This is a genomic window from Kitasatospora sp. NPDC087315, assembly GCF_044744345.1.
GTDB lineage: Bacteria > Actinomycetota > Actinomycetes > Streptomycetales > Streptomycetaceae > Kitasatospora.
In genome coordinates this window covers 132,376-158,083 of sequence record NZ_JBIUYD010000016.1, presented here as the reverse complement: position 1 = coordinate 158,083, position 25,708 = coordinate 132,376, and the positions used below count along the sequence as shown (strand labels likewise).

The following is a 25,708-nucleotide window of genomic DNA, read 5'->3' as shown; positions in this document are numbered from 1 at the left end:
GCCGCGTCCCCGGGCCTCACGGGCCGGTACGGCTAGAGCGCGGCGGGGGCCATCCCGAGCAGCCCGCCCAGCCGACGGACCGAGGCGGGCGACTCGCGGTGCAGGCCGGCGATGTCCAGGCCCTCGTCACCCAGGATCATCAGCAGCGCCTGCTCCCCGATCGACAGCACCACGACGTAGCCGCCGTTGCAGCGGGTGACCACGTCGCGCAGGCCGCCCAGGCCGAACTCGGCCGCGGTGCGCCGGCCGAGGCCGAGCATGGCGGCCGACAGAGCGGCGGCCGACTCGGGGTGCACGGCGGCCGTGTCGGCGGCCACCAGCAGGCCGTCGGCGGTCGAGATGACACTCTCGGAGATGCCCATGACCCGGTCACGGAGGGACTTCAGCTCGTCGACGAGTGCTGCGGGCGATGTCTGGCTGCTCATGGTGCGCTCTTCTCGGTGTTCTCGGTCGTCTCGGTCCGCTCGGCGCGGTGTCCGTTCGGTGGCTCGTCGGAAACGGCCGCCGGGCCCCCGGGCCGGGCGGGGCCGCCCAGGCTGCCCTGACCCCCCGGGCCGCTCTGGCCGCCCGGGCCGCGCACGCCGGGGGTCCGGCGCGGCAGCGGCCCGGTCCCGGCCGGCGGCGGGCCGCTGGGCGGGGTGCGCGGGGCGACGCCCGGCACTCCGGCGGCCGGGCGTGCCGGCTCCCGGTGGAGCAGGTGCCGGGCGTCCATCCGGGCCAGGTCGAGCAGCACCGCGAACAGCCCGCGCCCAAGGGCGAATCCGATGTCGCGCGCGGTGCGCCGGCCGGTGGCGGCGATCAGGATCTCCCGGTAGCGGTCCGGGATCCGCAGGGCCCTGGACTCGGCCTGCGCGGCGGGGCGGATCCGGGTACGGGCCAGCTCGCCGGGCGGGCCCCAGAGGCGGGTCAGCAGGGCCACGCGCTGGGCGGTCTCCTCGAACAGCCGCTGCGGCTCGATCCCGGGGCGCAGCGCGATCCCGGCGGGCGCGGCCGCCTCGGCCACCTGCCAGCTGCCGGGCGGACTCAGCACCAGGGCGAAGGCGCCGTCGAAGACGGCGGCCGCGCAGACGGTTTCGAGCTCGGTTGCGCCGATCGACCCCTGGGCCACCAGAGCCGCACCGAGGCCGCCGCCCCACGGCCCCGGGGCGTCGCCCGCGCGGGCGGTCGCGGCGGCCGTCTCGGCGGCCGCCCAGTCCGCCTCGCCGACGCGCCGCGACTTCAGCAGCAGGGTCTCGGCGGTGGGGGCTCCGGGGGTCTCGATCGCGGTGACCAGCCCCTGTTCCAGGTGGATCGTGCCGCCCGGCGCACTGGAGACGGTGACCGAGCCGGTGAATCCCGCCCGGCGCAGCGCCAGCAGCAGCGCCGGCACGTTGCGCGCGGCGGGCGGCACGGGCCGGGCGGAGTCATGGGAACGGATGGTCATGCCAGCAGGTCCCCGGCCCGGTCGGCCGTCTGACGTAGCGCCAGCGCCAGGTTGGTCCGCTCCCGGTCCAGCACGGTGGCCAGCAGCAGCGGGTCGCCCTGCCGGGGCACCACCCGGACGACCTGGTGATGGCGGGTGCTGGTGACCACCAGGCTCTCCAACTCGCCCTCCGCCCCGGCCTCGTGCAGCCGGTCGCCGATCAGGTTCGTCAGCTCGGCGAGCTCCGCTCCGGTCCCGAGCAGCCGGTGCTCCCCGGCGGACCGGTAGCCGAGGCCCGTGACGGCGTCGACGAGGGCGGCACCGACGACTCCGGGGGAGCCGAGCACATCGGAGAGGGAAGCTTCGAGTGCGCGCACCGGTACCCCTTCACTTTTCTGAACTGCCTGCGCAGCGTACTTTATTCCACCCTTTCCGCGCGGTGACCACAGCTGACGACTTCTTGCTACTTTGTCCCCTGCACACGGGGGTTCCGCCCGGAAGTCACGCAAAGGACGAACAGCTCATGAACATTGACAACGCACTCAAGGACGCGATGGGCATCGAGGGCGCCATCGGGGTGGCCCTGGTCGACTACGAGAGCGGTATGTCACTCGGGTTTCTCGGCGGGAGCCAGCAGCTCGACCTGGAGATCGCGGCGGCCGGCAACACCGAGGTCGTCCGCGCGAAGATACGCGCCCTGGCCGCGCTGTCGGTCGACGATGTCATCGAGGACATCCTGATCACGCTCGGCACCCAGTACCACCTGATCCGCCCGCTGGCCCGCAGCCGCGGCTCGCTCTTCCTCTACCTGGCCCTGGACCGCTCGCGCGCCAACCTGGCGCTCGCCCGGCACGGCCTCAAGCGCATCGAGACCGGGCTGGACGTCTAGGCCACCGCCGGGGGGCCGCCCGCCCGGGGAAATCCCGGCGGGCCGTGCGCCGCGAGACAATGGCCGGACGGCGCGAAAGCAATGCGTGATGAACCGGCTACCGCGACCCGGCCGTGGAAATAGGGCCGGGATCCCATCCGGTGCGCACCCAATCACGGAAACGCGTGACTTTCCGATGACTGGGCGTCATATTCTTTTCACTGTTCCGGCGCTCCGGCCCAAAGCCGGAACCCCGGAACACCGGGCCCGGAACGCCGAATGGAACGCACAAGTCGGCCCCGGTACCCGCCACGGCCTGTCGCGCCCGGCACCGGCCTGCGCTTCACCGTCCCCGGCAGCGGCGTCTTCGAGCTCACCGGCCACGCCTACCTCCCGGACGGCCCGCCGGCCGAGCGCGACGGCAACAGCTACACCCGTCTGTCGGGCCACTGGTACGCGTGGACGGACAACGGGCACTTCTGACGCCCGGCACGCGCCGGCCAACCGGGCCCGGCCGAGCGCCCCGCCGCCCGGCCGGCAGGGTCAGCGCGCCGGGCCGGCGTCCTCCGGCAGAGCGGCCACCACGAGGGCGACGGCCTCCTCGGGGGTCTCGGTGCGGGCGACGACCTCCCCCTTCTCGTTCCGTACGACGTACAGCCCGTCGTGGTGCGGGTCGACCGAGTACCCGACCGACGCGTACGGGAAGTTGACGCGGGTGGAGAACCAGAGCATGTAGTGGCTGTTGACCGGCATCAGCCGACGAAGGGCCGGCTGGGCGTGAGCCGCTTCCGTCAGCGCACGGCTGTGGGGACGGCGGTCCCACGGGGGCAGGTGGTACCGGTCGAGCTTGTGCCACCAGGCCAGCTCGACCGGGTCGAGCGGCTCGCGCTCGTGGGCGACGGCCCAGTCCCCGAACCGGATGAACGGGGCCACCGCCCGGGTCTGTTCGAGGTCCGCACCGCTCATCCAGGCCACCGTGGCCCTGACCACGGCGGCCAGGTCCGCGGTCCGCCCGGTGGCGAGCCAGGCGCCCTGCTTCCGGAAGCGCACATCGTGGCGGCGCCTCCTGTTGGGGGTGTTTATGCACACCCAGCGGCCGTCGGCGTCCTTGAACTCGGCGCTGCGCTCCCACTCCTTCTCCGGCGCGGGCAGGTCGAGGCCGAGCTCCGCGGCTGTGCGGCGCAGGCGGTCCGCGAGGCCACCGCCGACGGCCGGTCCGGGCGGCAAGGGGTCCGGGACAACGCCCGACGAGGAGGAGGTCATGGCTCGATTCTGCCGGGAAACCGGCCGTCTGTACGGTGATCCGCCGGCAGGCCCCGTTCTCCACGAAGCGGGCGGCGATGCCGTCGACCGGTGCCACCGCAGCGCCTGGGAGAATGATCCACATGACACAACACGATGGGGCGGTCGCGCCCGGGAACCATGACGAAGCCGCGCCGTTGATCGTCGTGGCTGCCGCGGTCGTCGAGCAGGGGAAGCTGCTCGTTGTCAGCAAGAAGGCGGCACCCGAGGTGTTCTATCTGCCGGGCGGGAAGCCGGATCCGGGTGAAGCGCCGGCCGAAGCACTGGTCCGGGAACTCGACGAGGAACTCGGAGTCCGTCCTCTGGAACCGCGGTTCCTGGCCGACGTCGAGGCCCTGGCCGCGCTGGAGAACGTGCCCATGCGGATGACGGTCTTCACCGCCGGGATCAGCCGGACCCCCCGGCCCGCGGCCGAACTGGCGGACATGCGGTGGATCACCGGAACCGAGCCGGACGTCCGACTCGCTCCGGCGGTCAGGGACCAGGTGCTGCCGCTCCTGAAGCGCAACGGCCTACTCGCCGCGTAGGGAAGGACAGTCACGCGGCTCGCTGTGCACGGACACCGCGGTCCGTGCGATCGGGACCGCCCGGGAGAGCCAGGGCTTCGCACCGGGCGCCCCCGAAGACCTCGCGGCGCCCCGGCACCGGCGAGGCGGGTCGCCAGCGGCGGCTCAGGGGCGGGGTGTCCAGCCGGCCGGGGTGAGGGCGGTGTCGGCGAGGATCCGCTCGACCGTGGCGTTCAGGGTGCTGTGCCGGCCGATGACGTGTTCGCGGGCGCCCGGGACGAGGTCGTGGGGCCGGTACCAGCCGGCCATGTCCTCGGGGGAGAACTCGGCGGCCTGCGGGCGGGTGGAATGCCGTCGCACGGTCTCGTCGAAGTCCACGTCGAGGTAGTACAGGAAGGTACGGCCGCGGTGGTCGGCGGCGAGCCGGGCGAGCATCGGGCCGTAGCGCTCGGCGGCGAGGATGCCTTCGACGACGACGTGGAAACCGTGGTCGAGGGCGTGCCGGGCGACCAGGTCGATCAGGGTGATGTTCGCGCCGCCGGCGACGTCGTGCTCGCGCAGGACGGTTCGGCGCAGCACGTCCTGGGCGACGACGGCGATGCCCCGTCCGTAGGCGGCGCGCAGCCGTGCGGCGATGGTGGACTTGCCCGCGCCGCTCGGCCCGCGCACCACCACCAGCACCGTGTCCGGACTGCCCGTCATGCCGGTACCGTACCCGCCGGCCGGGAGCCTCCGCCCGCGCCCTGGAAGGCGTCCAGGGCGGCCTGTGCGGTCCGGTGACCGAACGCGCCGGGCCGGACCGGGCGGGTTCGTGCCGTGGTGCGGACGTGGTGCGGGCCCTGCCGTGAACCGGCCGGCAGGGCCCGCACCACGTCCGCGCGTCAGCGGTCAGTCAACCCGGTTCCCCCGGTAGCCGACCGGCCCCTCGCCCGGGAACTGGGCGGTGCCCTGGAACGAGGCGCCGTTGTCGAAGAAGGTGACGTTGCCGTTTCCCGCGTCGCCGGACCAGGTGACACTGGTGCCGGTCGCGGGAGCACCGTCCTCGGGAACGACATTCGAGCGGTTGGCGATGGAGAGGCTGAGCGGCTGGTCCGGCTGCCAGCCTCCGCCACCCGTGTGGATCTCGGTCTCGTACGTGGGCATGCCTTCTCCTCTTGTCGACAACTGACTTGCTCAGTACGGGTACTGATACACCGTCGGCTCCCAGGGTGGTGTGCCCGCGCGCCCGTGGGGGAGGCAACCGGCATGAAATCACCCGTTCGGATGCTGTTTCGGGGCACCACCGGAGCCCTCGCCCTTTGCCCCGACGGGCGAAGGGCTTGTTCGCCCGTGTCCGCCGACCCGGCGAATCGCCGGCGAAGAAGGACGGCACCGGTTCCGTGAAACCGGTCATCGCCGTACCGAACGGATCCCGGGAACGCGAAGCGGGCACGCTCTGAGCCGGCGCGCTCCGGCCAGGACACCGGCCAGGACACCGGGCAGCCCGCCGACCGCGCCGGGCGTCAGCCACCGGGAGCGGCACCACCGGGACTCACGGAGCGTTCGAGGGCGTCGGTCAGCCACAGGTGGGACGCGCCGGGCGTCGCCGGGTCGCCGCCGGCCTCGGCCACGAGCCGCCAGTAGCGGCGCATCCGCGGATCGCGGTCGGCGGCCACGTGGGCCAGCAGCCGGCCCCGGAACCGCGGGGTGTCGCCGCCGCCGCGCACCGCGACGTGTGCCGCGACGAACCGGTCGAGCTCGGGGCCCGCGCGGGGCGGCTCACCCGCCCGCACCAGGGGCCGGGCCAGCGCGCACGCCTCGCCGATCCCGTGCAGCAACTCGGCCTCGTCGGCGACCAGTTCGGCATTGGCCCGCGCCATGGCCAGCAGGCGGCGGGTCAGCTCCCGGTCACCTGCCAGCGCGAACAGCTCGGCGAACGCGACCACCTGCGACGGCGTCGGATCGGCGGGCGGCTCGGGCACGGCCATCGCCACGAACGCGGCGAGCATCGCCCCGGACACCGGGGCGACCGGCGCGCGCCGCCAGAAACCGGCCAGCGCGTCGCGGGCGGCACCCCCGTCCCGCACCGCCGCCAGCAGCTCCAGCCGCGCGGCCCGCTCGGCCGGTCCCGCCTCCTCGACCGCCCGCAGCGAGGCCCGCCGCCAGGCCAGGTCCGCGAGCCGCACATCGAGCGCGGCCCGCTCGGCCGCGACGACCTCGGCCACGGAACGTTCGCCGGTCAGCACCTGCCGGACGGAGGACAGCCCGAGCCCGAGCCCGCGCAACCGCCTGACCAGGCCGAGCCGCTCCACGGCCGCCCGGTCGAACCTGCGGTGCCCGCCCGTGCTGCGCACCGAGTCGACGATGCCCTCGTCACAGTAGAAGCGGATGGTCCGCACCGGCACGCCGGTCAGCCGGGCCAGCTCGCCGATCCCGAACGTCTCATCGAGCAAAGGCACTTGAACCTCCACCGGACTGGAGCTTCTACCGTACCTGCGTCACCTTGTGAGAGGAGCTTTCGTGATGACGTCGACGCTGGACACCGCACGGCTCGTGGAGGGCCTGCGGGAGCAGACCGGGGGGTTCGTCCGCGCGGTCGCCGGAAGGGACCCGGACACCCGGGTGCCCACCTGCCCGCAATGGCCGCTGCGCACCCTCGTCGGGCACGTCGGCCAGGAACACCGGTGGGCGGCCGAACTCGTGCGCGGGGGAGAGCAGTTGCCCGTCCCCGACCCGTGGCAGGCCGATCCCGGCGCCCCGGACGGGTGGGCCCGGTGGCTGCGCGAGGGCGCGGAGGAGCTGATCCGCGCGATCCGGGAGACCGGCGCGGACACCGGGACGCGCACGTTCACCGGGCCGCGGCCGGCCGCCTTCTGGCTGCGCAGGATGCTGAGCGACACCTGCGTCCACCACTACGACGCGGCGCTGGCGACGGACACCGCGTTCACGATCGCCGACGACCTCGCGGCCGACGTGATCGGCGAGAACCTGGACCTGCTGTCCACACCGGCCTTCGCGGCGGTCAGGCCGGCGGTCGCCGGGCTGCGCGGCCGGGGCGAGCGGATCGGGTTCCGGCCGGGGGCCGCGGAGGGCTGGGTGGTCACCAGGACGCCCGGGGCGCCGCGGTGGGAGCGCGGACCGGTCGAGGCCGACGTGGTGGTGTCGGGGGCGGTGGCGGACCTCATGCTGGTGTTCTCCCGCCGCGTCCCGCCGCTGGACGGCCGGGTGACGGTGACGGGCGACCGCGCGCTGCTGGACCACTGGCTGGCCCACGCGGCGTTCTAGCCTGACAAGCCCTGGCATCACGGGATGTGGGCGAGCATGCGCTCCATGCCGCCCACCCAGTTGGCCCTGAGTGCCCGGACGGCGCCGGGGAGGTCGTCCTCGAGGAGCCTGCGGGCGATCTCGCAGTGCTCCTCGGATTCGCGGGCCACCGGCTCGTCCTCGGCGACGACGAGGTTCTCGTAGCGCCGCATCCCGGCCTTGACGCCGGCGAGCAGGTCCAGCAGGCGCTGGTTGGGGCAGCCGCTGAGCAGCAGGCCGTGCCATTCGTCGTCGCGCCGGTCGACCGTGGCGTGTTCGGCCACCGGGTCGGGGAACTCCTGGGCCATTCCCAGCAGTTCCGGGGCGATCTTCCGCAGGTGCGCCGGGTCGGACGACTCCAGCGCGAGGGACTCCAGCGCGGCGACGATCGCGACCAGTTCGCGGAACTCCTTGCGGCTGACGGGCGCGAAGCGGAAGCCGCGGCCCTGGCTGCTCTCCAGCACCCCTTCGCCCGCCAGCGTGATCAGCGCCTCGCGCAGCGGGGTGCGGCTGACGCCCAGTTCGGCCGCCAGGACGGCCTCGTTGACGTCGGTGCCCGGGGCGAACTCGCCGCGGGTGAGCCGCTCCATCAGCTCGTCGCGGATCTGCTCGCGCAGCGGTCGGCGCTTGATCGCCATCGGGTCCCCAATCTCCGGTTCCGGCCTGGCCCTTGACCGGGTGCAGAGTACTGCACTATGCATTCTGAATACAAAATGCGGGCGGGGTGGACGGGAGACGGACCATGGGCCTGACACGGGTGCCGGGGCTGCTGTTCGGGGGCGACTACAACCCCGAGCAGTGGCCCGAGGAGGTGTGGGAACAGGACATGCGGCTGATGGCCGAGGCGGGTGTGAACATCGCGACCGTCGCGGTCTTCTCCTGGTCCCGGCTCGAATCCGCGCCCGGCGTCCACGACTTCGGCTGGCTGGACCGGGTCCTGGACCTGCTCCACGCGCACGGGATCGCCGCGGACCTCGCGACGGCGACGGCGACACCGCCGCCCTGGCTCGTACGGCGCCACCCGGAGGTGCGGCCCGTCGACGCGGGCGGGACCGTCCTGGAGTTCGGCTCGCGCCAGGGCTACTGCCCCTCCTCCCCGGTGTTCCGGGACGGCACCGTCCGGCTGGCGCGCGCCATGGCCGAGCGCTACCGGGACCACCCCGCGCTGGCCATGTGGCACATCGGCAACGAGTACGCCGACCATACGGTCGAGTGCTTCTGCGAGGAGTCGGCCCGGCACTTCCGCCGCTGGCTCCAGGCCCGCTACGGGACCCTGGAAGGCCTCAACTCCGCCTGGGGAACGTCCTGCTGGGGCCAGCACTACACCGGCTGGACGCAGGTCAACCCGCCCCGGAAGGCCCCCGGCCCGGTCAACCCCGCCCAGCTCCTGGACTGGCGCCGGTTCTCCAGCGACGCGCTGCTCGCCTGCTTCGGGGCCGAGCGCGAAGTGCTCAAGGAGGTCACCCCGGACATCCCGGTGACCACGAACTTCATGAGCATCCTGCACCACCTCGACTACTGGAAATGGGCCGCCGCCGAGGACCTCGTCAGCGACGACGCCTACCCCGACCCCGCCGACCCCAGGGCCCACGTGAAGGCCGCGCTCAGCTACGACCTGATGCGGTCCCTGAAGCGGCAGCCGTGGCTGCTCCTGGAATCGGCGCCGGGCGCGGTGAGCTGGCGCCGGGTGAACGTCCCGAAGGAGCCGGGCGTCATGCGCCTGCACAGCCTGCAGGCGCTGGCCCACGGCTCGGACGGCGTGATGTTCTTCCAGTGGCGCCAGGCCAGGTACGGCCCGGAGAAGTTCCACTCGGCGATGCTTCCGCACGCGGGGACGGACTCGCGCCAGTGGCGGGAGACGCTCGCGCTGGGCGCGGACGTGCGACGGCTGGCCGAGGTCGCCGGGGCCACGACAGCGGCCGACGTCGCCCTCGTACTGGACTGGGAGAGCTGGTGGGGGCTGGAGGCGCCCGAGTCCCTGCCGTCCGACCGGCTCAGGCTGCACGCACTCCTGCTCTCCTGGTACGCCCCGCTCCACGCCCGCGGCATCGCCGTCGACCTGGCGCCGCCCGGCCGCGACCTCTCCTCCTACAAGGTCGTCATCGTCGCGAACCTCTACCTGTGCACGGCGGAGCAGGCCGCCAACCTCGCCTCCTTCCCGGGCCGGCTCGTCGTCGGCCCGTTCAGCGGGGTCGTGGACGCCGCCGACCAGGTCCACGAGGGCGGGGCGCCCGGGCCGCTGCGGGAACTGCTCGGCGTGCGCGCCGAGGAGTTCTGGCCGATCCCCGACGGCCGGACCCAGGACGTCGTCATGCGGGACGGCACCCGGCTGACGGCCCGGACCTGGAGCGAGTGGCTGGACGTCGACGACGCGCAGGTCGTGGCCCGCTACCGCGGCGGCCCGCTGGACGGGCGCGCGGCCGTCACCCGGCGCGGCACCGCCACCTACCTCGGCTGCCTGCCCGACGACCTGACGCCGGTCCTGGACGAGGTCCTCGCCGCCGCCGGCGTCACCGGGACGGACCTGCCGGAGGGCGTCGAGGCCTGCCGCCGCGGCGACTTCCTGTTCCTGCTCAACCACGGGGCCCAACCGGCCACCGTCCCCCTGCCCGCCCCCGGGACCGACCTGCTGACCGGCCGTCTCCTGACCGGCCGCGTGGTCATCGCGCCACGCGACGCCGTGGTCCTGAAGCACTGAGGAGCACCCGTGACCCATCCCTACATCCCCAACGCGGGGGCCGAGACCCGGGCGGCGATGCTCGCCGAGATCGGTGCCCCGGACGTCGCCGAGTTCTACGGCGACATCCCCGCCGACCTGCGGCCGGCCCGTCCCCTCGACCTGCCCGCCCCCTTCACCGACGAGCAGGGCCTGGTGCGGCACATGCGCGGCCTGCTGGCCCGCAACACCGACACGACGCAGGTGCTGAGCTTCCTCGGGCACGGCTGCTACCCGCACCACGTTCCGGCGGTCTGCGACGAGGTGAACGGGCGCGGCGAGTTCCTGACCGCCTACGCGGGCGAGCCCTACGAGGACCACGGCCGGTTCCAGGCCCTCTTCGAGTACGTCTCGATGATGGGCGAGCTGCTGGAGATGGACGTCGTCAACGTGCCCACCTACGACGGCTTCCAGGCGGCGGGGACGGCCCTGCGGATGGCCGCGCGCCGCACCGGCCGCCACCGGGTGCTCGTCAGCGGCGCGGTCGCCCCCGACAAGCTCGCCAAGATCCGCGACTACCTCGCCCCGGACATCGAGACGGTGCTCGCCCCGGTGGCCGCCTCGGGGGAGACGGGCGAGGTCCGCCCGGACGACACCTTCGCCGCCCTCTACCTGGAGACGCCCAACGTCTACGGCGTCATCGAGACCCGCGGACGCGAGCTGGCCGACCTGGCGCACGGCGCCGGCGCGCTCCTGGTGGTGGGGACGGACCCGATCTCGCTCGGCGTGCTCGCGCCGCCGGCGTCCTTCGGGGCCGACCTCGTGTGCGGGGACATCCAGTCGCTCGGCATGCACCAGCAGTACGGCGGCGGCCAGGCGGGCTTCATCGCCAGCCACGACGAGGAACGCCTCGTCGCGGAGTTCCCCTCCCGCCTGTTCGGCATCGCCCCGACCGCGGTCGCGGGCGAGTACGGCTTCGGCGACGTCTTCTACGACCGGACCTCCTTCGCGCTGCGCGAGGAGGGCAAGGAGTGGGTCGGCACCGCGGCCGCCCTGTGGGGCATCACCGCGGGCGTCTACCTCGCGCTCATGGGCCCGCGGGGGATGCGCGAGATCGGCGAGACGATCCTCGCCCGGACCAGGTACGCCATGCGGGCCCTCGCCTCCGCCGGCGCCCGGGTCCGCCACCAGGACGCCTTCCACTTCCGCGAGTTCGCCATCGAGGTGCCGGACGCCGACGGGCTGCTCGCGGCCCTGCGGCGCGCGGACATCTTCGGCGGGGTGCGGCTGGGCCCCCGGGAGGTCCTGGTCTGCGTCACCGAGCGGCACTCGATCGCCGACATCGACACCCTCGCGGCGGCCGTCAAGGACGCCCTCTCAGCCCTCGGAGGCACCAAGTGAGCTCGCAGGGAGAACCGTTCGCGACGCTGCCGGTCGCACCCAAGCCCGTCCTGCGCCGCTTCCACCAGGCCCGCTGGGACGAAGAGATCATCTTCGAGCTCTCCCGGCCCGGGCGGCGCGGCGTGGGCGTCCCGGCCCCGGACGCGCCGCCGGTCGAGCTGCCCGAGGGCGTCGGCCGCCGCACCCCGCCCGCGCTGCCCGAACTGTCGCAGAACCAGGTGGTGCGGCACTACCTGAGGCTGTCGCAGGAGACCCTCGGCGCCGACCTGAACATCGACGTCGGCCAGGGCACCTGCACGATGAAGTACAGCCCGAAGGTCAACGACACCTTCGTGCGCGACCCGAAGATCGCCGAGCTGCACCCGCTGCAGCCCGAGGACTCCGTGCAGGGCGTGCTGGAGATCTACTGGCGGCTGGAGCAGATCCTCAACGAGCTCTCCGGCATGGCGCGGGTCTCACTGCAGCCCGGCGCGGGCTCGGCGGCGATCTACGCCAACATCGCCATGATCCGCGCCTACCACGCCTCCCGGGGCGAGGGCGGCCGGCGCGACCAGGTCATCACCACGATGTTCTCGCACCCCTCGAACGCGGCGTGCGCGAAGACCGCCGGGTACGAGGTCATCACCCTGATGCCGGACGCCGACGGCTGCCCCGACATCGAGGCGCTGCGCGCGGCCGTCGGCCCGCGCACCGCCGCACTGATGATCACCAATCCGGAGGACACCGGGATCTTCAACCCGAGGATCCGCGAGTTCGTCGAACTGGTCCACGAAGCGGGCGCGCTGGCCTGCTACGACCAGGCCAACGCCAACGGCATCCTCGGTGTCACCCGCGCCCGTGACGCCGGGTTCGACCTGTGCCACTTCAACCTGCACAAGACCTTCTCGACGCCGCACGCCTGCGGCGGCCCGGCGGCGGGCGCGTGCGGCGTCTCCGAGGCGCTGGTCCCGTTCCTGCCCGGCCCGGTCGTCGACCGCGACGGCGACTCGTACACGCTGAACTCCCCGGCCCGTTCGGTCGGGAAGATCCGCCCGTTCCTCGGGGTCACGCCCAACGTCGTCCGCGCCTACGCCTGGGTGATGGCGCTCGGCGCGGAGGGCCTGAAGGAGGTCGCGGAGACGGCGGTCCTCAACAACAACTACCTGATGCACAAGATCCTGCGGATCCCCGGCGCGTCCGTCCCGTGGGCGGACCGGCGGCGGGTGGAACAGGTCCGCTACTCCTGGCAGGAGCTCTCCGAGGAGACCGGCGTCCACTCGGAGGAGATCGGGGTGCGCGCCGCCGACTTCGGGGTGCACTACTGGACCAGCCACCACCCCTACGTGGTCGCCGAGCCCTTCACCCTCGAACCGACGGAGTCCTACTCCCGCGAGGACCTGGACGAGTACGCCGCGATCCTCGCCCAGGTGGCCTCCGAAGCCCGCGAGAACCCGGAGTTCGTCAGGAACGCGCCCTACAACCAGAGCGTCCACCGGATCGACCCGGCGTCCCTGGACGACCCGGCGCAGTGGTCGCCGACCTGGCGCGCCTACTGCCGGAAGCACCGCCGGTGATCGTCGGCCTGGTCGTGAACCCCGTGGCGGGCCTCGGCGGTCCCGTCGCCCTCAAGGGCAGCGACGGCCCGGACATCCAGGCCAGGGCGCTCGCCCTGGGCGCGGTTCCCCGCGCGGCCACCCGCGCGGCCGCCGCGCTGACGGCGCTCCACCGCCGCCGCCCGGACATCCGGGTGCGCACCGTCGCGGGCGCCATGGGCGAGGACAGCGCCGTCGCCGCCGGCGTCCCGTACGAGATCGCCCACCGCCCCCGGCCCGGGGCGGCTGCCGACGGGCCGGCGGACACCCGGGCGGCGGTGGCGGCGCTCGCCGGGGCGGACCTGCTGCTGTTCGCGGGAGGGGACGGGACGGCGCGGGACGTGCTGGACGCCCGGCCGCGGGGGCCGGTGCTCGGCGTGCCGGCCGGGGTGAAGGTCTACTCCGGGTGCTTCGCGGTCAGCCCGTCCGCGGCCGCCACCACGGCCGCCGCCTTCGACGGGACGACGCTCGCCGCGGAGGTCGTCGACCTGGACGAGGACGCGTACCGGTCGGGGCGGGTCGGGGTGCGGCTGTACGGGACCCTGCGGGTGCCCGCGGCCAGGGCGCGGCTCAGCGGGCGCAAGAGCGGGTCGTCGGCGGCGCCGCCGGGGTCGGCGGAGTCGATCGCGCGCCAGGTGGTGGCGTCCATGGCACCCGGTGCGGCCTATGCGCTGGGGCCCGGCGCGACGACGCTCGCGGTGGGGCGCGAGCTCGGCCTGGAGCTGACGCCGCTGGGCGTGGACGTGGTCCGGGACGGCGTCCTGCTCGCCTCGGACGTCACCGAGCAGACCCTTCACACCCTTGCCATGTCACAGGTCACACATGGCGTGTTGTCCGTCATCGGAGGGCAGGGCTTCGTGATCGGCCGCGGCAACCAGCAGTTCAGCCCGCGCGTGCTCGACCGGCTCGCCGGGATCGTGCTGCTCGCCACCCAGCAGAAACTCGCCGCGCTCGGCGGCCGTCCGCTGCTCGTGGACAGCGGGGACGCCGCGGCCGACGCCGCGTTCGGCGGGCACGCCCGGGTCGTCACCGGGTACCGCGAGTCAGTGATGTACCGCATCCAGTCAGCGAGTGAGGACCTATGAACACGTTGCGGAACAAGGTCGCCATCGTCACCGGCGGCGCCTCGGGCATCGGCCGGGCCACCGCGCGGCTGTTCGCCGCCGAGGGCGCGGCCGTGGTCGTCGCCGACGTGGCGGACGCCTCCGGCGTCGTCCGCGAGATCGAGGCCGGCGGCGGCCGGGCCGTGCCGGTGCGGGCCGACGTCTCGTCCGAGGCGGACTGCGAGCAGGTCGTGAACACCGCCGTCGAGAGGTTCGGCGGCCTGCACGTCCTGTTCAACAACGCCGGGATCATCCGCCGCCAGACCGCGCTGGAGATCTCCGCCGCCGACTGGGACCGGGTGATGGCCGTCAACGTGAGGTCGGTCTACCTGATGTGCCGCTTCGCGGTCCCGGCGATGACGGAGGGCGGCTCCATCGTCAACACCGGTTCCGGGTGGGGCCTGAAGGGCGGCGGCAACGCGCTGTCCTACTGCGCCTCCAAGGCCGCGGTCGTCAACATGACGCGCGCCCTGGCCATCGACCACGCGGCCGCGGGCATCCGGGTCAACTCGGTCAACCCCGGCGACACCATGACGCCGATGCTCCGCGACGAGGCGCGCCAGCTGCGGGCACAGTGGTCCGCCTTCGAGAAGGACGCCGCCGACCGGCCGATGGGCCGCGCGGGCTCGCCGGAGGAGATCGCGAACGCCGTGCTGTTCCTCGCCGGCGACGCGAGCAGCTACATCACCGGCTCCGCCCTCGTCGTCGACGGCGGCGGCCTCGCCTGACCCCGCCCCACCAGCTCCTCCCCACCCCGCTCCTCCCACGAGAGCCCCCCCAGGAGGCACCCGATGCCCGCTTTCCAGAGAAGAACAGCCCTGGCCGCCGCCGCCGTCGCCCTGTCGGTGTCCGTGTCCGCGTGCAGCGGGACCGGCGGCGCGGGCCCCGCCGGCGACTCCAGGGACGGCAAGGTCACCCTGCGCTGGTCGACCTGGGGCTCGGCCGAGGACATGGCGGTCTTCAAGGCCTTCACCGACGAGTTCACCAAGCGGCACCCGAACATCACACTGAAGCTCGAACCGGTCGCCTCCTACGAGGACTACCACCCCAAACTGCTCACCCAGCTCACCTCCAGGACCGCCCCCGACGTCTTCTACGCCGGCGACGACTACATCGGCAAACTCGTCGCCGACGGCGTGCTCGCCCCGCTCGACGAGCAGCTCGCCGGGCCCCTGAGCAAGACCAGGCCCTCGGACTTCTTCGAAGGCCTCTACGGCGGCGCGAAGAAGGACGGCGTCACCTTCGGCGTCCCCAACGACACCAACCCCGAAGTCCTCTGGTTCGACAAGAAGGCCCTGGCCGCCGCCGGGATCACCGAGGACCCAGCCGCGCTGAACGAGTCCGGCCGCTGGACCATGGCCACCTACCTGGAGATGAACGCCAGACTCAAGGCCGCGGGCAAGTACGGCTCCATATTCTGGAACTGGTACGGCGCCAACTACAGCCTCGTCAACGGCTTCGGGGGCAAGGTCTGGGAGAACGGCAGGTTCGTCGCGCCGTCCGACCCGAAGGCCCGCCAGGCGTTCAGGACCCTCGCCGACGGCTTCCAGGACAAGACCTTCGCCTCCGCCGACCTGCTGCCCGAGGGCAACAGCGCGGCCACCCAGTTCGTCAAGCACAAGGCCGGCTTCTACGCCGGAGGCCGCTGGGTCATCGAGGGCATCGACAAGGGCGGCGACCGCCAGAACTACGACGTCGTGCCGTTCCCCTCGGAGTCCGGACAGCCGATCCAGGGCGCGGTCGCGGCGTCCTACCTGACCATCAACAAGGACACCAGGCACATGAAGGAGGCCTTCACCTTCCTGAGCGAGTTCGTCAGCAAGGAGGGCCAGCAGCTGCGGCTCAAGGGCGGCAGCGCCGTACCGTCGGTCAAGGGCGCCGAGAGCCTGGTGACGGAGGGCAACTACCCCGCGCACGCCCAGACCTTCCTCGACGTGCGCGACAAGGGCTTCGCCAACTACCCCGACGAGGTCGCCGTCCCCGGCCTGACCAAGGCGATCAACGACCACCTCCTGAAGATCTGGGAGGGCAAGGTCGGGTTCGACGAGGGGATGACCCAGCTCCAGAGCCTGGTCGACGGCATGAAGGGCCCAAAGGGTTGAGCGCCGCCACCCGGACCACGGCCCCCCGGCGGGCCCGCCCCGCCCGCCCCGTCCGCCCCGCCCGCGAGCCGCTCTGGCGGCGGCGGGACCGCCGGTGGGCCGTGCTCTTCCTCGCCCCCCAGCTGCTCGCCCTGCTGGTGTTCCTCGTCGGCCCCCTCGGCTACGCGGTCGTCCTGTCCTTCATGGAATGGGACGGCATCGGCGACGCGACCTGGGTCGGGCTGGACAACTTCCGGACCCAGCTGACCGACCCGTACTTCGGCCGCGCGGTGTGGAACACCGTCAAGATCGGCCTGATCACTGTCCCGGGCGGGCTCGTCCTGGCCCTGCTGCTGGCACTGGCCCTGCACGGCGTGCGCGGCCGCACCGCCTACCGGGTGATCTACTTCCTGCCCGTCGTGACCAGCTCGGTCGCCGTGTCGGTGATCTGGCAGATGATCCTCGGCGGCGGCACCGACGGCATCCTGAACGGCACGGTGCGGGACCTGTTCGGGATCACACCGCCGGACTGGCTGGCCGACCCGACCTGGGTCGTCCCCGCCATCGCGGTCGTGACGATCTGGTCGTCGCTCGGGCTCAACGTCGTCATCTTCCTGGCCGGGCTGGCCACGATCCCGCCGAGCCTGACCGAGGCCGCGCGGATCGACGGCGCGGGACCCTGGCAGATGCTGCGCTCGGTCACCCTGCCGATGCTCTCACCCACCGTCTTCTTCACCGTGGTGGTGTCGGTGATCAGCTCGTTCCAGGCGTTCGACCTGGTCTACGTCCTCGTCAACCCCGACCACAACGAAGGCGCCCAGACCATCGTCTACAAGGTCTACCAACAGGGCTTCCGCGAGTTCCACTTCGGCCTGTCGAGCGCCGCCGCGCTGCTCCTGCTGCTGCTGACGCTCGTCGTCACCGCGGTCCAGTTCAAGGCGCAGAAGCGCTTCGTCCACTACGAGTCGTGAGGCCGGCATGACCAACCGGAGACAGACCCTGCTGCACGCCGGCCTCGCCCTCGGCGGCCTGGTCATGCTGTTCCCGTTCATCTGGATGCTGCTGACCTCCTTCAAGGGCGCCACCCAGATGATCAACGAGCCGCTGGCCTGGCTGCCCGGGCCGTGGCGCCCGCGGAACTACCCGGACGTCCTCGACGAGGTACCGCTCGGGCGGGCCTACTGGAACAGCATGTACATCGCGGCCGTCACCGTCGCGGCCACCCTGTTCACCAGCGCCATGGCGGCCTACGCCTTCGCCCGGATACCGTTCCGCGGCTCCGGGCCGCTGTTCGGCCTCTTCCTGGCCACCCAGATGGTCCCGGCCCAGGTCACGATCGTGCCGCTCTACCTCATGCTGGCCAGGCTCCACCTCATCGACTCGCACCTGGCGCTGATCCTGCCCGCCGTCGCCAACCCCTTCGCGGTGTTCCTGCTGCGCCAGTTCATCCGGGCCGTCCCGGTCGAGCTGGAGGACGCGGCACGGATCGACGGGGCGGGCCGCTGGACCATCTTCTGGCGGATCATCCTGCCCAACATCCGGCCGGGCCTGTGGACGCTCGGCATCATCGTCTTCCTCGCCAGCTGGAACAGCTACTTCTTCCCGCTGGTGTTCCTCAACACCCCGGACCTGTTCACCATCCCCCTGCTGCTCGACGCCTTCCACTCCCAACGGGGCGGCGTCGACTACGGGCTGACCGCCGCCCTGTCGGCGATGACCGTGGTACCGATGCTCATCGCCTTCCTCGTCGGGCAGCGCAAGATCCTCAACAGCATGGCCTCGTCGGGCCTGGGAGGACGCTGATGCTCACACTGGACCTCGTGGAGCGGCCGTTCACCGAACGCGGCTCACGGCTGCTGGTCACGGCCGGCCCGGACGGGCTCCGGGTCGCCCGGGCCGCCTACGAGACCCCGCTCGCCGAGACCACGGAACTGACCGCCCTGGTCGTACGCGACCCCGGCGGACGCCCGCTGCCCGTCGTCTCGGCGACGCCCTCCGAGGTGGCGTTCGCCGGCGGGGTGTCGCTGCTGTTCGCCGACCCCTCGACCCTGGTGATCGCCGGACGGCACGCCCGGGCCTCCTGGCGGCTGCCCGACGCAACGGAGCACACCCTCGCGCTCACCGGCTGCCACGTCCTGGCCGGCCCGCCGGGCCACTGGCCGGAACCGGCCGTGCGCGCCGCCGCCGAAGCCCGCTGGAACGACTGGTTCGCCCGCATGCCACCCGTACGGGCGGACCTGGCGGAGCGCGCCCGGATGGCCTGGTGGACCCTGGCCGTCAACCTGCTGCCGATCGCCGGCCGCGAAGGACTCGTCCCCTCCAAGTACGGCTACGTGGGCGTCTGGAACTGGGACGCCCTCTTCCACGCCGTGGCACTGCGCCACGCCTCACCGGCGCTCGCCCGTGACCAGATCCTCCTGCTCCTGGACCACCAGCTGCCCGACGGCCGGCTGCCCGACGTCGTCCACGACCACGGCGTGCTCGCCGAGACGACGGACCTGCCCCGCGCGGACCACGTCCGCCTGAGCGAACACGTCGGCCGGGCGAACGGCACCGCACCCAGCCCGGGACCGGTGCCGGTCACCAAACCGCCGCTGGCCGCGTGGGCCGTGTGGAAGGTCCACCAGGCCGACCCGGACCTCCCGTTCCTCGCCTCGGTCTACCCCCGGCTCGTCCGCGCGCACGCCTGGTGGTTCGCCGCCTCCGACCCGGACGGCGACGGCCTGCCCGCCTACCTGCACCCCTACTCCTCCGGCCTCGACGACAGCCCCGTCTGGGACTACGGCCCCCGGGCCGAGCCCCCCGACCTCAGCTCCTACCTGATCCACCAGGCCGACCGCCTGGCCGACATCGCCGACGCCCTGGACCTGCCGGGGGACGCCGCCCGCTGGCGCTCGCGCGCCGCCGCCCACACCCGCCTGCTGGTCGCCAACCGCTGGGACGGCACCCGCTTTCGCACCGTGGCGGACGGCGAGAACGTGCCCGTACGGACCGCACTGGACCTGATGCCGCTGTTCACCGGACGCCTACCCCCCGAGATCGCCGCCCGCCTGGAGAGGACCCTGCGCTCCACCGCGTACTGGGGCGAACACCCCGTCCCGACCGTCGCGTTCGACGATCCCGCCTTCGACCCCGAGGCGATGTGGCGCGGCCCCGTCTGGCTCAACATCAACTACCTGCTCATCGAGGGCCTGCGCCGCTCCGGCTTCGCCGCCACCGCCGACGAACTCCAGCACCGCACCCTGGCCATGGTCCGCGACGCCGGCGGCCTCTACGAGTACTGGAACCCCCTGACCGGCGCCCGCGCCACCCGGGCGACCTCCGGCTTCGGCTGGTCCTCCGCCCTGTTCATCGACCTCGCCCGCCGGCCCCCGGGGACGCCGTAGCGGTGGGTGAGGCCGGGAAACGCAGAGAGACCGCTCGGGCCGTTGCGGCCGGGCGGTCTCTGCTGTCCGGACGGGCCCATGCGCCAACACGGCCCGCTCCGGGTGTTCCCGAAATTGTTGGAGTAATCAGCGCCCCCGGGTTCCCGACCCGTAGGTCTGGATGACGCTGCTGCAATCGTCACACCCAGCGGTGAGGGCGACAAGGGGATGCTGCGCGAACGCGCATCAATTTCCAGTTTCACCTTTCTGACCTGCCGGTATGCGGTAAGGGCAGGTCGAAAACGCGGGCTCGGGCCTGGACGGTGGCGCATCAATCCGCGTGGTGTTCACCGAATCGATTGGGAATCGCCTGTATGCCTGACAGAGTGTTACCCGAACGGATGCTTCGCGTGACGCCAACCACCGAAGTGCCGTCCTGTTGGAGTGATCAGTGCTATAGGAGGGTCTCGTCGATGACGAGGAAGCGCAAGAAAGCCGCCCCCGTCCCCGCCCACTGCGCCGCCGGAGGCATCACGCCGCCGCGCCCGCGCCCGTCCTGGCTGCCCGGACGGGCGGAGGCGATCGTGATCGTCATCGTGATCGCCGTCGCCGCCGTCCTGGTCGCGGCGGGCATGTCGGCCGGAGCGGCACTGGAACTGGCCGGCGGCGGCTGGCTCGTGGGGCTGAGGCTGCGGCGGGAGCGGATCTAGCGGAGGGTGCCCGCCCGCGATGGGACGCCGAGAGAACCCGATCACGGCGACCGAACCGGCACTGGGCAGACTGGCCGCGTGGCTGCGCGAGCAGCGCGACGAGGCCAAGCTGACCTACCGCCAGCTCGCCGATCGGACGAACTACCACTCGACCACCCTGCAGAGGGCCACCAACGGCCGGTCCCTGCCGAGCTGGGAGGTCGTCGAGGCCATCGCCCGCGAATGCGGGGCGGACCTCAAGACGGCCCGCAAGAAATGGACCCACGCCAACTACTGGGCCCACGTACCCCGTTCCTCCGGAACCCGGCGCCGGCGCGTACCCAAGCGGCTCAACCCGGAACACGCCGACTCCTTCGCCGACCTGCGCCGGGCCATGCACGAGATGCGCCGCAAGGCCGACTGGCCCTCTCTGGAAGAACTGGACCGCCGGGCCCGGAAACTGGGAGGCCGCCTGCCCTCCAGCACCCTGGCCCTGGTCCTCAAGGGCGAAGCCCCCCTCCACAAGACCGTCTTCACCACCTACATGGAGGTCTGCGGCGTCAAGGAGAACCGCCGCGTCCTGTGGGCGGCGGCCTGGGAACGGACGAACAACGCCCGCACCCCGGTGCCGATGACCGCCAGGACCTACCAGCGCGAGTTCGCCCGCGCGATCAAAACCTCCACCGGCGGCATCCCGACAGAGACCCTGTTCAAGCTGTGGGTGACGCTCAAGAACAGCCTCGCCGCCGACAAGGCCGACGACGCGCACCACCCGGCCCCGGCGGGCCGCGACGGCACCGGAGAAACCCCGGCGCTCGTGTGACCAGGCTCCGCGGGCAGGGCCCCACCACGGCCCCGCCCGCGGACCACCCATCCGCCCACCCGGCTACCTCGGGAACACCCATGCCCGCATCACCCCGAACCCGGACCACCGCCCACCCCGGACCCCACCTCGGCCTGTGGGCGCTCCACGACCTCCACCTCCACAACTACCTGCGCTACGCCGCCCTCCTCCTCACCCCCGCCGACGCCGGCCGCGCCGTGCACGACGCCTTCGACGAACTCGCCGGACGCTGGCCCGACGTCCTCGCCGCCGCCAGCCCGGCCGCCTGCGCCTGGCAGGCCGTACGCCGCCACGTCCGCACCCTGGCCGGCCCCCGCCCGCTCCACCCCGTCGCCCACCTCACCGACCCCCAGCAGGACGTCCTGCTGCTCCACCTGGTCCTCGGCCTGCCGCAGAGCGAGGTCGCGGCCGTGACCGGCACCGAGCCGGCGGCCGTCCACGTGCAGATCCGTTCCCTGGCCGGAGCCCGGCGCCCCGCCTGAGCCGTCCCGCCCCCGGCCGGGCCCGGCCCGGTCGTGCGGCCCGTGGGCCCGGACCGGCTGCACCGGCGGTGGCGCACGAGCGGCAGAAACGGGGGAAAGCGGGCGAACCGGTCGGGCCGTCGAGGTGTCCTGATCTCCGGAGGATGGTCGCCGGACAGAGGAGGACACGATCGTGGGGATCTTCGCAGGACGCCCGGGCCGCCGTGCGGTGCTGGCCTTCGGCGCCGGGACGGCACTGGCCGGCGCCGTGTCCACGGGTGGGCCGGCCCACCCGGCGGGCGGCGCGTCACCGGGTGGGGACACGGTCACCCGGGCGCTGGCCGGCCTTGAGCGGGAGCACGGCGCCCGGCTGGGGGTGTTCGCGCGGAACACGGTCACGGGCAGGAGCGTGGTGTACCGCGCCGACGAGCTCTTCCCGATCTGCTCGGTGCACAAGACGATCACCGCCGCCGCCGTCCTGAGGGACCTCGACCGGGACGGCGGGTTCCTCGCCAGGCGGATCCGCTACACCGGCAAGGACGTCACGGACGCGGGCTACGCCCCGGTCACGGGCACGCCCGGACACCTCGCGAACGGCATGACCGTCGCCGAGCTGTGCGCCGCCGCCATCGGCTACAGCGACAACGCCGCCGACAACCTCCTGCTCCGTGAGCTCGGCGGCCCCACGGCGATCACCCGCTTCTGCCGGTCCATCGGCGACGACGTGACACGGCTCGACCGGTGGGAGCCCGATCTGAACTCCGCCGAACCGGGGCGTGTGACGGACACCACCAGCCCGGCCGCCATCGGGCGGAGCCACCTGAGGCTGGTGCTCGGGGACGCGCTCGCCCCGCAGGACCGGCGGCGGCTGACCGGGTGGCTGCTCGCCAACACCACCGGCGCCGCCCGCCTCCGCGCCGGACTCCCCGGGGACTGGACCCTCGCGGACAAGACCGGCACCGGCGGCTACGGCACCACCAACGACGTCGGCATCGCCTGGACCCCGGACGGGACGCCCGTCGTCCTGGCCGTCCTGTCCACCCGGCGGGACGCCGGCGCGCCGGCCGACGAACCGCTGGTCGCCAGGACCGCCGCTCTGCTGGCGGCGGCCCTCGCCTGATGCCTCACGGTGCGGCCCCGCCACGGACGAGGAGACCATCGCCCCGGTACCCGCCGGCACCGGGGCGAACGCCGCAGCGGCGGCCTGATCAGCAGGACCCGGTCAGCAGCGCCCGGCCGGGCGGTCGCGGACCACCAGGTCGGTGCGGCCGGTGGTGGCGTCCAGCCAGAGCACCCGGGTGCCCCGGTCGGCGGCCGCCTCGTACTGGCCGCCCCGGTTGCAGGAGACCCGTACGGGCGTGCCACCGGTGAGCGGCAGCTGCCAGAGCTTGGGCAGCGCGGCGTTGGTCCAGCCGCCGGCGGGCTTGCCGCCCTCGTCCCGGGAGATGACGGCCTGGAAGGTGACGGCCTGGTCGGAGGCGGTGATGGCGGCGGTCACCTGGGCGTACGGGGAGTCGGCGGGGAGCACGTCGACCACGCCCGAGCCGTCCAGGGCGCCGGAGCGGATCGCGCTGCGCGCGGCCGGGCCGGCCGGGGTCTCCACCCAGAGCAGCCGTCCGCCCGCGAGCACGGTGGAGCTGACGGTGCCGGCCGACTCGTAGCGCGCGGTCACCCGGCCGGTGGTGAGCGAGCGGACGGTGGCCGCGGACATCTCCCGCTCCCCGGCGGTCCACTGCTCGCTCCAGCCGAGCACGCCGTCCCTGAGCGTGAGGCCGGACGGGCGGTGGCCGTCGGGCAGCGGGAGTTCCACCGGCGGGGCGCCGTCGCGGGAGAGACGCACCGTGGTCCGGCCGCTCTCCCAGTCCTCCACCAGGAAGGCGATGTCACCGCCGGAGATCCGGACCTCGGCGAGCTGCTCGGTCCGGGAGGCGAACAGGCTGCGGACCGGGCCGCCGGCCAGCGAGCGGGTCAGCACCTCCATGCCGAACCTGCCCTCGGCGTCGGGGCCGACGGCCAGCCAGGCGGCGGACTGTCCGTCGGTGGCGGCCCAGCTGTGCCGGCGGCCGTCCTCCGGGCTGAGCCGGGTGGGCGTGCCGGGGGCGGTGGTGGAGCCGGTGTACAGGGCGGGGTCGCCGGTGCCGGTCGAGTTGCCCATCACCCAGCGGCCGCCTGCGACGGCCGGGGCGGCCATCGAGGTGGGGATGGCGCGCACCAGCGGGCGGCTGTCCGTCCCGAGCCTGGACTCCCAGCCGGCGCGGATCCCGTGGGCGTCGAACGCGGCTGCCACCGAACGGAGTTGGGTCGGGCTGAGGTTCATCGAGCGGCCGGCGGCGAGCACCGCGTTGCGGCCGTCGACGAAGTCGTCCAGCGGGGTGAGGTAGTCGGCGAGCGCGCGGTAGACCAGCCGGTCGGCGGTGAGCGGGTCGAGGGTGCGCCGGATGTCCCACAGCGCCCCGGAGAAGATGGTGGAGTTGAGGTGCACGCCGCCGCTGTCGAGGCTGAGGTCGGTGCCGAGGTAGTCGTCCACGGTGGTGCGGCGGTCGTCCAGCCGGCGCCCCGCGCAGGCCTCCGGGGTGCCGGTGCGGCACACCGCCTCGCCGAACAGCGCGGCCTTCGGGTCGGTCATCGACACGCCGCGGGCGGTCACCTCGACGGCGTTGCCGAAGTAGTCGGCCAGCGCCTCGTTCATCGCCCCGGTCTGGCCGGCGTTGACCAGGCCGGCGGTGTGGTCGATGACGCCGTGGGTCATCTCGTGTCCGGCTATGTCCAGCGCGACCGCGAACGAGTGGTACTGCGGGCCGCCACCGCCGTAGGACATCATGGTCCCGTCCCAGGTGGCGTTCATGATGGGTGCGCCGTCGTTGGTCACGCCGACCAGCGAGACGATCGGGGAGCCCTTGCCGTCCAGCCCCTCCCGGCCCAGCCGGTCGCGGTAGAAGTCGTACACGATGCCCGCGTTGAGGTGGGCGTCGGTGGCGCCGTCGGCACCGGTGGCGGCCGGGAAGTCGGAGGTCGGGGAGGCGGCCGGGCGGAGGTCGGCGGGCAGGCCGTCGATGAAGTCCAGCAGGTCCCGTCCGGCCGCGTCGTAGGTGGTGATGGAGGCGGGCCTGGTCAGGTCGACGAGCTGGTGGCTCCCGTCCGGCAGCCGGGCGGTGTTCACCTTCACGGTGCGGCCGTAGGCGTCCGGGGCGGTGCCGGTGGCGGGTTCGAGCGCCGGTGCGGCGGCCGCCGCTGTCGCCGGTCGGGCACCGGCCTGGTACGGGGCGCGGGCGTCGTGGGCGAGGGCGATCCCGCCGACGGTGGCGTCCACGTAGACCTCGCGGGTGGTCGGCTGCCCGCCGGCCCGGTCGGTGCCGCGCACGGTGAAGTGCCGGGTCAGCCGGCCGGTGCCGCCGGGCAGCACCACCAGGCCGTGGTCCTCGGCGGTGGCGCCGGCCCGGGCGCGCGGGTCGGTGAGCGAGCCGAGCGCGAGGCCGCGCAGCACCGGGTCCGGGACGGCGGGGGTGGTCGGCGCGGTCAGTCCGGTGAAGTACTTGCCGCCGGCCGACTCCACCCGCTGGCCGGCGCCCTCACCGGTGAGGCGGACCAGGTACTGCCCGCCGAGCACCGGCACACCGCCGTGGTACTGCTGGAACCTGACGGTGTGCCGCCCCTCGGCCGTACGCCCGGTGCCGACCTCGGTGAGCTGCCCGGGGTCGATCCGGTACCGCTCCGGGTGGGCGGCCAGGTGGGCCCGGGCCGCCTCGCCCGGACTGCCGGGCGCCGCCTCGGCCAGCCCGGTGACCAGCTGCGGGGCGGCGGTGTCCCGGCCGGCCACCAGAGCGGGCACCGGGTCGGGGTCGGCGGCCGGTCCGGCCAGGGCGGGCGGTGCGGCCAGGGTCAGGCCCAGCACGGCGGTGACGGCGAGGCCGAGCGCCTTGGGGGTACGGGACGGGTGCGGCACTGGGTGTCCTCCACGGAAACCGGGATCGATGACGGAACGTCATCCCGATGCTTGATCGCGGAAGTCCGGAAAATCCAGGCGTTTATCGGTAAATGCAGAGAATCCCGGAGATACGTGTACGTTCACGCAACGACGGCCTGCCCGAACAGGCAGAACCGCCCCTCCACGAGAACCCGCGCCACCTCAGGGCCGAGCACGGCCGGACCCCGCCGGAGGGCCACCGGCGCGCGCACC

26 protein-coding genes are annotated in these 25,708 nt (G+C 73.3%); 17 read left to right on the top strand and 9 right to left on the bottom strand.

The window, feature by feature from the left end:
• Positions 1-32 precede the first annotated feature (32 nt).
• Genes ACIO5D_RS23555 through ACIO5D_RS23545 form a run of 3 tightly spaced genes read right to left on the bottom strand, consistent with a single transcriptional unit; the run spans position 33 to position 1,779 of the window.
• Entirely contained in the window at positions 33-425 is a 393-nt protein-coding gene (locus tag ACIO5D_RS23555) for a roadblock/LC7 domain-containing protein (RefSeq protein WP_363609651.1), read from the bottom strand.
• Positions 422-1,423 (bottom strand): hypothetical protein, encoded by a 1,002-nt coding sequence (locus tag ACIO5D_RS23550; protein ID WP_400797524.1) that lies wholly within the window; start codon positions 1,421-1,423, stop codon positions 422-424. The genes ACIO5D_RS23555 and ACIO5D_RS23550 overlap by 4 nt, the downstream gene beginning before the upstream one ends.
• Positions 1,420-1,779, bottom strand: a complete 360-nt coding sequence (locus tag ACIO5D_RS23545; protein WP_363609655.1) for a hypothetical protein — start codon at positions 1,777-1,779, stop codon at positions 1,420-1,422. Before ACIO5D_RS23545 ends, ACIO5D_RS23550 begins: the two co-directional genes overlap by 4 nt.
• A 146-nt stretch (positions 1,780-1,925) precedes the next feature.
• Here ACIO5D_RS23545 and ACIO5D_RS23540 point away from each other — a divergent pair, with 146 nt between their 5' ends.
• Both ACIO5D_RS23540 and ACIO5D_RS23535 read left to right on the top strand, forming a co-directional pair.
• Complete coding sequence (locus ACIO5D_RS23540) at positions 1,926-2,291, top strand: hypothetical protein (protein ID WP_363609657.1); 366 nt, start codon at positions 1,926-1,928, stop codon at positions 2,289-2,291.
• 258 nt (positions 2,292-2,549) lie between these two features.
• Positions 2,550-2,753 (top strand): hypothetical protein, encoded by a 204-nt coding sequence (locus ACIO5D_RS23535; protein WP_363609659.1) that lies wholly within the window; start codon positions 2,550-2,552, stop codon positions 2,751-2,753.
• Positions 2,754-2,813: 60 nt separating this feature from the next.
• Here ACIO5D_RS23535 and ACIO5D_RS23530 read toward each other — a convergent pair whose 3' ends face one another.
• The gene (locus ACIO5D_RS23530) at positions 2,814-3,533 is read right to left on the bottom strand and encodes a DUF6193 family natural product biosynthesis protein (RefSeq protein ID WP_400652506.1); all 720 of its coding nucleotides are present in this window, start codon (positions 3,531-3,533) and stop codon (positions 2,814-2,816) included.
• Between the two features lie 122 nt (positions 3,534-3,655).
• On the opposite strand from ACIO5D_RS23530, the gene ACIO5D_RS23525 reads away from it, so the two are divergent.
• Positions 3,656-4,099, top strand: a complete 444-nt coding sequence (locus ACIO5D_RS23525) for an NUDIX domain-containing protein (RefSeq protein WP_400652503.1) — start codon at positions 3,656-3,658, stop codon at positions 4,097-4,099.
• Positions 4,100-4,243: 144 nt separating this feature from the next.
• Here ACIO5D_RS23525 and ACIO5D_RS23520 read toward each other — a convergent pair whose 3' ends face one another.
• From ACIO5D_RS23520 to ACIO5D_RS23510, 3 genes are all read right to left on the bottom strand, one after another.
• Entirely contained in the window at positions 4,244-4,780 is a 537-nt protein-coding gene (locus ACIO5D_RS23520) for a kinase (RefSeq protein ID WP_363609665.1), read from the bottom strand.
• A gap of 186 nt (positions 4,781-4,966) precedes the next feature.
• Positions 4,967-5,221, bottom strand: coding sequence for a hypothetical protein (locus ACIO5D_RS23515; protein ID WP_363609667.1), 255 nt, complete (start codon positions 5,219-5,221; stop codon positions 4,967-4,969).
• A gap of 359 nt (positions 5,222-5,580) precedes the next feature.
• Positions 5,581-6,516 carry a MerR family transcriptional regulator gene (locus ACIO5D_RS23510; RefSeq protein ID WP_400797522.1) on the bottom strand — a complete coding sequence of 312 codons (936 nt, stop codon included), beginning with the start codon at positions 6,514-6,516 and terminating at the stop codon, positions 5,581-5,583.
• Positions 6,517-6,580: 64 nt separating this feature from the next.
• Between ACIO5D_RS23510 and ACIO5D_RS23505 the strand changes: the two genes are divergently transcribed.
• Positions 6,581-7,342, top strand: coding sequence for a maleylpyruvate isomerase family mycothiol-dependent enzyme (locus ACIO5D_RS23505; RefSeq protein WP_400652496.1), 762 nt, complete (start codon positions 6,581-6,583; stop codon positions 7,340-7,342).
• Positions 7,343-7,359: 17 nt separating this feature from the next.
• On the opposite strand, the gene ACIO5D_RS23500 is transcribed toward ACIO5D_RS23505, so the two are convergent.
• A complete protein-coding gene (locus tag ACIO5D_RS23500; protein ID WP_400797520.1) occupies positions 7,360-7,998 on the bottom strand; it encodes a GntR family transcriptional regulator in 639 nt (212 codons plus the stop codon).
• Between the two features lie 104 nt (positions 7,999-8,102).
• On the opposite strand from ACIO5D_RS23500, the gene ACIO5D_RS23495 reads away from it, so the two are divergent.
• The 13 genes from ACIO5D_RS23495 to bla all read left to right on the top strand — a co-directional run bounded on the left by ACIO5D_RS23495 (position 8,103) and on the right by bla (position 22,651).
• Positions 8,103-10,058: a beta-galactosidase gene (locus ACIO5D_RS23495; protein WP_400762011.1), complete on the top strand. Its 1,956-nt coding sequence runs from the start codon at positions 8,103-8,105 to the stop codon at positions 10,056-10,058.
• A 9-nt stretch (positions 10,059-10,067) separates the two neighbouring features.
• Positions 10,068-11,417, top strand: coding sequence for an aminomethyl-transferring glycine dehydrogenase subunit GcvPA (gene gcvPA, locus ACIO5D_RS23490; RefSeq protein WP_363609677.1), 1,350 nt, complete (start codon positions 10,068-10,070; stop codon positions 11,415-11,417).
• A complete protein-coding gene (gene gcvPB / locus ACIO5D_RS23485; protein WP_400652491.1) occupies positions 11,414-12,970 on the top strand; it encodes an aminomethyl-transferring glycine dehydrogenase subunit GcvPB in 1,557 nt (518 codons plus the stop codon). Before gcvPA ends, gcvPB begins: the two co-directional genes overlap by 4 nt.
• The gene (locus ACIO5D_RS23480; RefSeq protein ID WP_400797518.1) at positions 12,967-14,073 is read left to right on the top strand and encodes an ATP-NAD kinase family protein; all 1,107 of its coding nucleotides are present in this window, start codon (positions 12,967-12,969) and stop codon (positions 14,071-14,073) included. The genes gcvPB and ACIO5D_RS23480 overlap by 4 nt, the downstream gene beginning before the upstream one ends.
• A complete protein-coding gene (locus ACIO5D_RS23475; RefSeq protein WP_363609683.1) occupies positions 14,070-14,819 on the top strand; it encodes an SDR family NAD(P)-dependent oxidoreductase in 750 nt (249 codons plus the stop codon). The genes ACIO5D_RS23480 and ACIO5D_RS23475 overlap by 4 nt, the downstream gene beginning before the upstream one ends.
• A gap of 63 nt (positions 14,820-14,882) precedes the next feature.
• Positions 14,883-16,193, top strand: coding sequence for an ABC transporter substrate-binding protein (locus tag ACIO5D_RS23470; protein ID WP_400797516.1), 1,311 nt, complete (start codon positions 14,883-14,885; stop codon positions 16,191-16,193).
• The gene (locus tag ACIO5D_RS23465; RefSeq protein ID WP_400797514.1) at positions 16,190-17,143 is read left to right on the top strand and encodes a carbohydrate ABC transporter permease; all 954 of its coding nucleotides are present in this window, start codon (positions 16,190-16,192) and stop codon (positions 17,141-17,143) included. The genes ACIO5D_RS23470 and ACIO5D_RS23465 overlap by 4 nt, the downstream gene beginning before the upstream one ends.
• Positions 17,144-17,150: 7 nt before the next feature.
• Positions 17,151-17,975, top strand: a complete 825-nt coding sequence (locus tag ACIO5D_RS23460; protein WP_400762003.1) for a carbohydrate ABC transporter permease — start codon at positions 17,151-17,153, stop codon at positions 17,973-17,975.
• Positions 17,975-19,558, top strand: a complete 1,584-nt coding sequence (locus tag ACIO5D_RS23455) for an MGH1-like glycoside hydrolase domain-containing protein (protein ID WP_363609691.1) — start codon at positions 17,975-17,977, stop codon at positions 19,556-19,558. The genes ACIO5D_RS23460 and ACIO5D_RS23455 overlap by 1 nt, the downstream gene beginning before the upstream one ends.
• Positions 19,559-20,010: 452 nt before the next feature.
• A complete protein-coding gene (locus ACIO5D_RS23450) occupies positions 20,011-20,247 on the top strand; it encodes a hypothetical protein (protein WP_363609693.1) in 237 nt (78 codons plus the stop codon).
• A 19-nt stretch (positions 20,248-20,266) separates the two neighbouring features.
• Positions 20,267-21,049 (top strand): helix-turn-helix transcriptional regulator, encoded by a 783-nt coding sequence (locus ACIO5D_RS23445; RefSeq protein WP_363609695.1) that lies wholly within the window; start codon positions 20,267-20,269, stop codon positions 21,047-21,049.
• Positions 21,050-21,129: 80 nt separating this feature from the next.
• The gene (locus ACIO5D_RS23440; RefSeq protein ID WP_363609697.1) at positions 21,130-21,552 is read left to right on the top strand and encodes a sigma factor-like helix-turn-helix DNA-binding protein; all 423 of its coding nucleotides are present in this window, start codon (positions 21,130-21,132) and stop codon (positions 21,550-21,552) included.
• A 178-nt stretch (positions 21,553-21,730) separates the two neighbouring features.
• Complete coding sequence (bla, locus tag ACIO5D_RS23435; protein ID WP_400762048.1) at positions 21,731-22,651, top strand: class A beta-lactamase; 921 nt, start codon at positions 21,731-21,733, stop codon at positions 22,649-22,651.
• 102 nt (positions 22,652-22,753) lie between these two features.
• On the opposite strand, the gene ACIO5D_RS23430 is transcribed toward bla, so the two are convergent.
• On the bottom strand, positions 22,754-25,474 hold the full coding sequence (locus tag ACIO5D_RS23430; RefSeq protein ID WP_400797512.1) for a M4 family metallopeptidase: 2,721 nt from the start codon (positions 25,472-25,474) through the stop codon (positions 22,754-22,756).
• Between the last annotated feature and the right edge of the window lie 234 nt (positions 25,475-25,708).

Bases quoted from the DNA above. Each gene is read 5' to 3' on its own strand.
- ACIO5D_RS23525 (WP_400652503.1), top strand. From the start codon at position 3,656: ATGACACAACACGATGGGGCGGTCGCGCCCGGGAACCATGACGAAGCC.
- ACIO5D_RS23475 (WP_363609683.1), top strand. From the start codon at position 14,070: ATGAACACGTTGCGGAACAAGGTCGCCATCGTCACCGGCGGCGCCTCG.
- ACIO5D_RS23540 (WP_363609657.1), top strand. From the start codon at position 1,926: ATGAACATTGACAACGCACTCAAGGACGCGATGGGCATCGAGGGCGCC.
- ACIO5D_RS23530 (WP_400652506.1), bottom strand. From the start codon at position 3,533: ATGACCTCCTCCTCGTCGGGCGTTGTCCCGGACCCCTTGCCGCCCGGA.
- ACIO5D_RS23470 (WP_400797516.1), top strand. From the start codon at position 14,883: ATGCCCGCTTTCCAGAGAAGAACAGCCCTGGCCGCCGCCGCCGTCGCC.
- ACIO5D_RS23455 (WP_363609691.1), top strand. From the start codon at position 17,975: ATGCTCACACTGGACCTCGTGGAGCGGCCGTTCACCGAACGCGGCTCA.
- ACIO5D_RS23550 (WP_400797524.1), bottom strand. From the start codon at position 1,423: ATGACCATCCGTTCCCATGACTCCGCCCGGCCCGTGCCGCCCGCCGCG.
- ACIO5D_RS23495 (WP_400762011.1), top strand. From the start codon at position 8,103: ATGGGCCTGACACGGGTGCCGGGGCTGCTGTTCGGGGGCGACTACAAC.
- ACIO5D_RS23520 (WP_363609665.1), bottom strand. From the start codon at position 4,780: ATGACGGGCAGTCCGGACACGGTGCTGGTGGTGGTGCGCGGGCCGAGC.
- ACIO5D_RS23535 (WP_363609659.1), top strand. From the start codon at position 2,550: ATGGAACGCACAAGTCGGCCCCGGTACCCGCCACGGCCTGTCGCGCCC.
- ACIO5D_RS23505 (WP_400652496.1), top strand. From the start codon at position 6,581: ATGACGTCGACGCTGGACACCGCACGGCTCGTGGAGGGCCTGCGGGAG.
- ACIO5D_RS23555 (WP_363609651.1), bottom strand. From the start codon at position 425: ATGAGCAGCCAGACATCGCCCGCAGCACTCGTCGACGAGCTGAAGTCC.
- ACIO5D_RS23445 (WP_363609695.1), top strand. From the start codon at position 20,267: ATGGGACGCCGAGAGAACCCGATCACGGCGACCGAACCGGCACTGGGC.
- ACIO5D_RS23440 (WP_363609697.1), top strand. From the start codon at position 21,130: ATGCCCGCATCACCCCGAACCCGGACCACCGCCCACCCCGGACCCCAC.
- ACIO5D_RS23515 (WP_363609667.1), bottom strand. From the start codon at position 5,221: ATGCCCACGTACGAGACCGAGATCCACACGGGTGGCGGAGGCTGGCAG.
- ACIO5D_RS23460 (WP_400762003.1), top strand. From the start codon at position 17,151: ATGACCAACCGGAGACAGACCCTGCTGCACGCCGGCCTCGCCCTCGGC.
- ACIO5D_RS23450 (WP_363609693.1), top strand. From the start codon at position 20,011: ATGACGAGGAAGCGCAAGAAAGCCGCCCCCGTCCCCGCCCACTGCGCC.
- ACIO5D_RS23500 (WP_400797520.1), bottom strand. From the start codon at position 7,998: ATGGCGATCAAGCGCCGACCGCTGCGCGAGCAGATCCGCGACGAGCTG.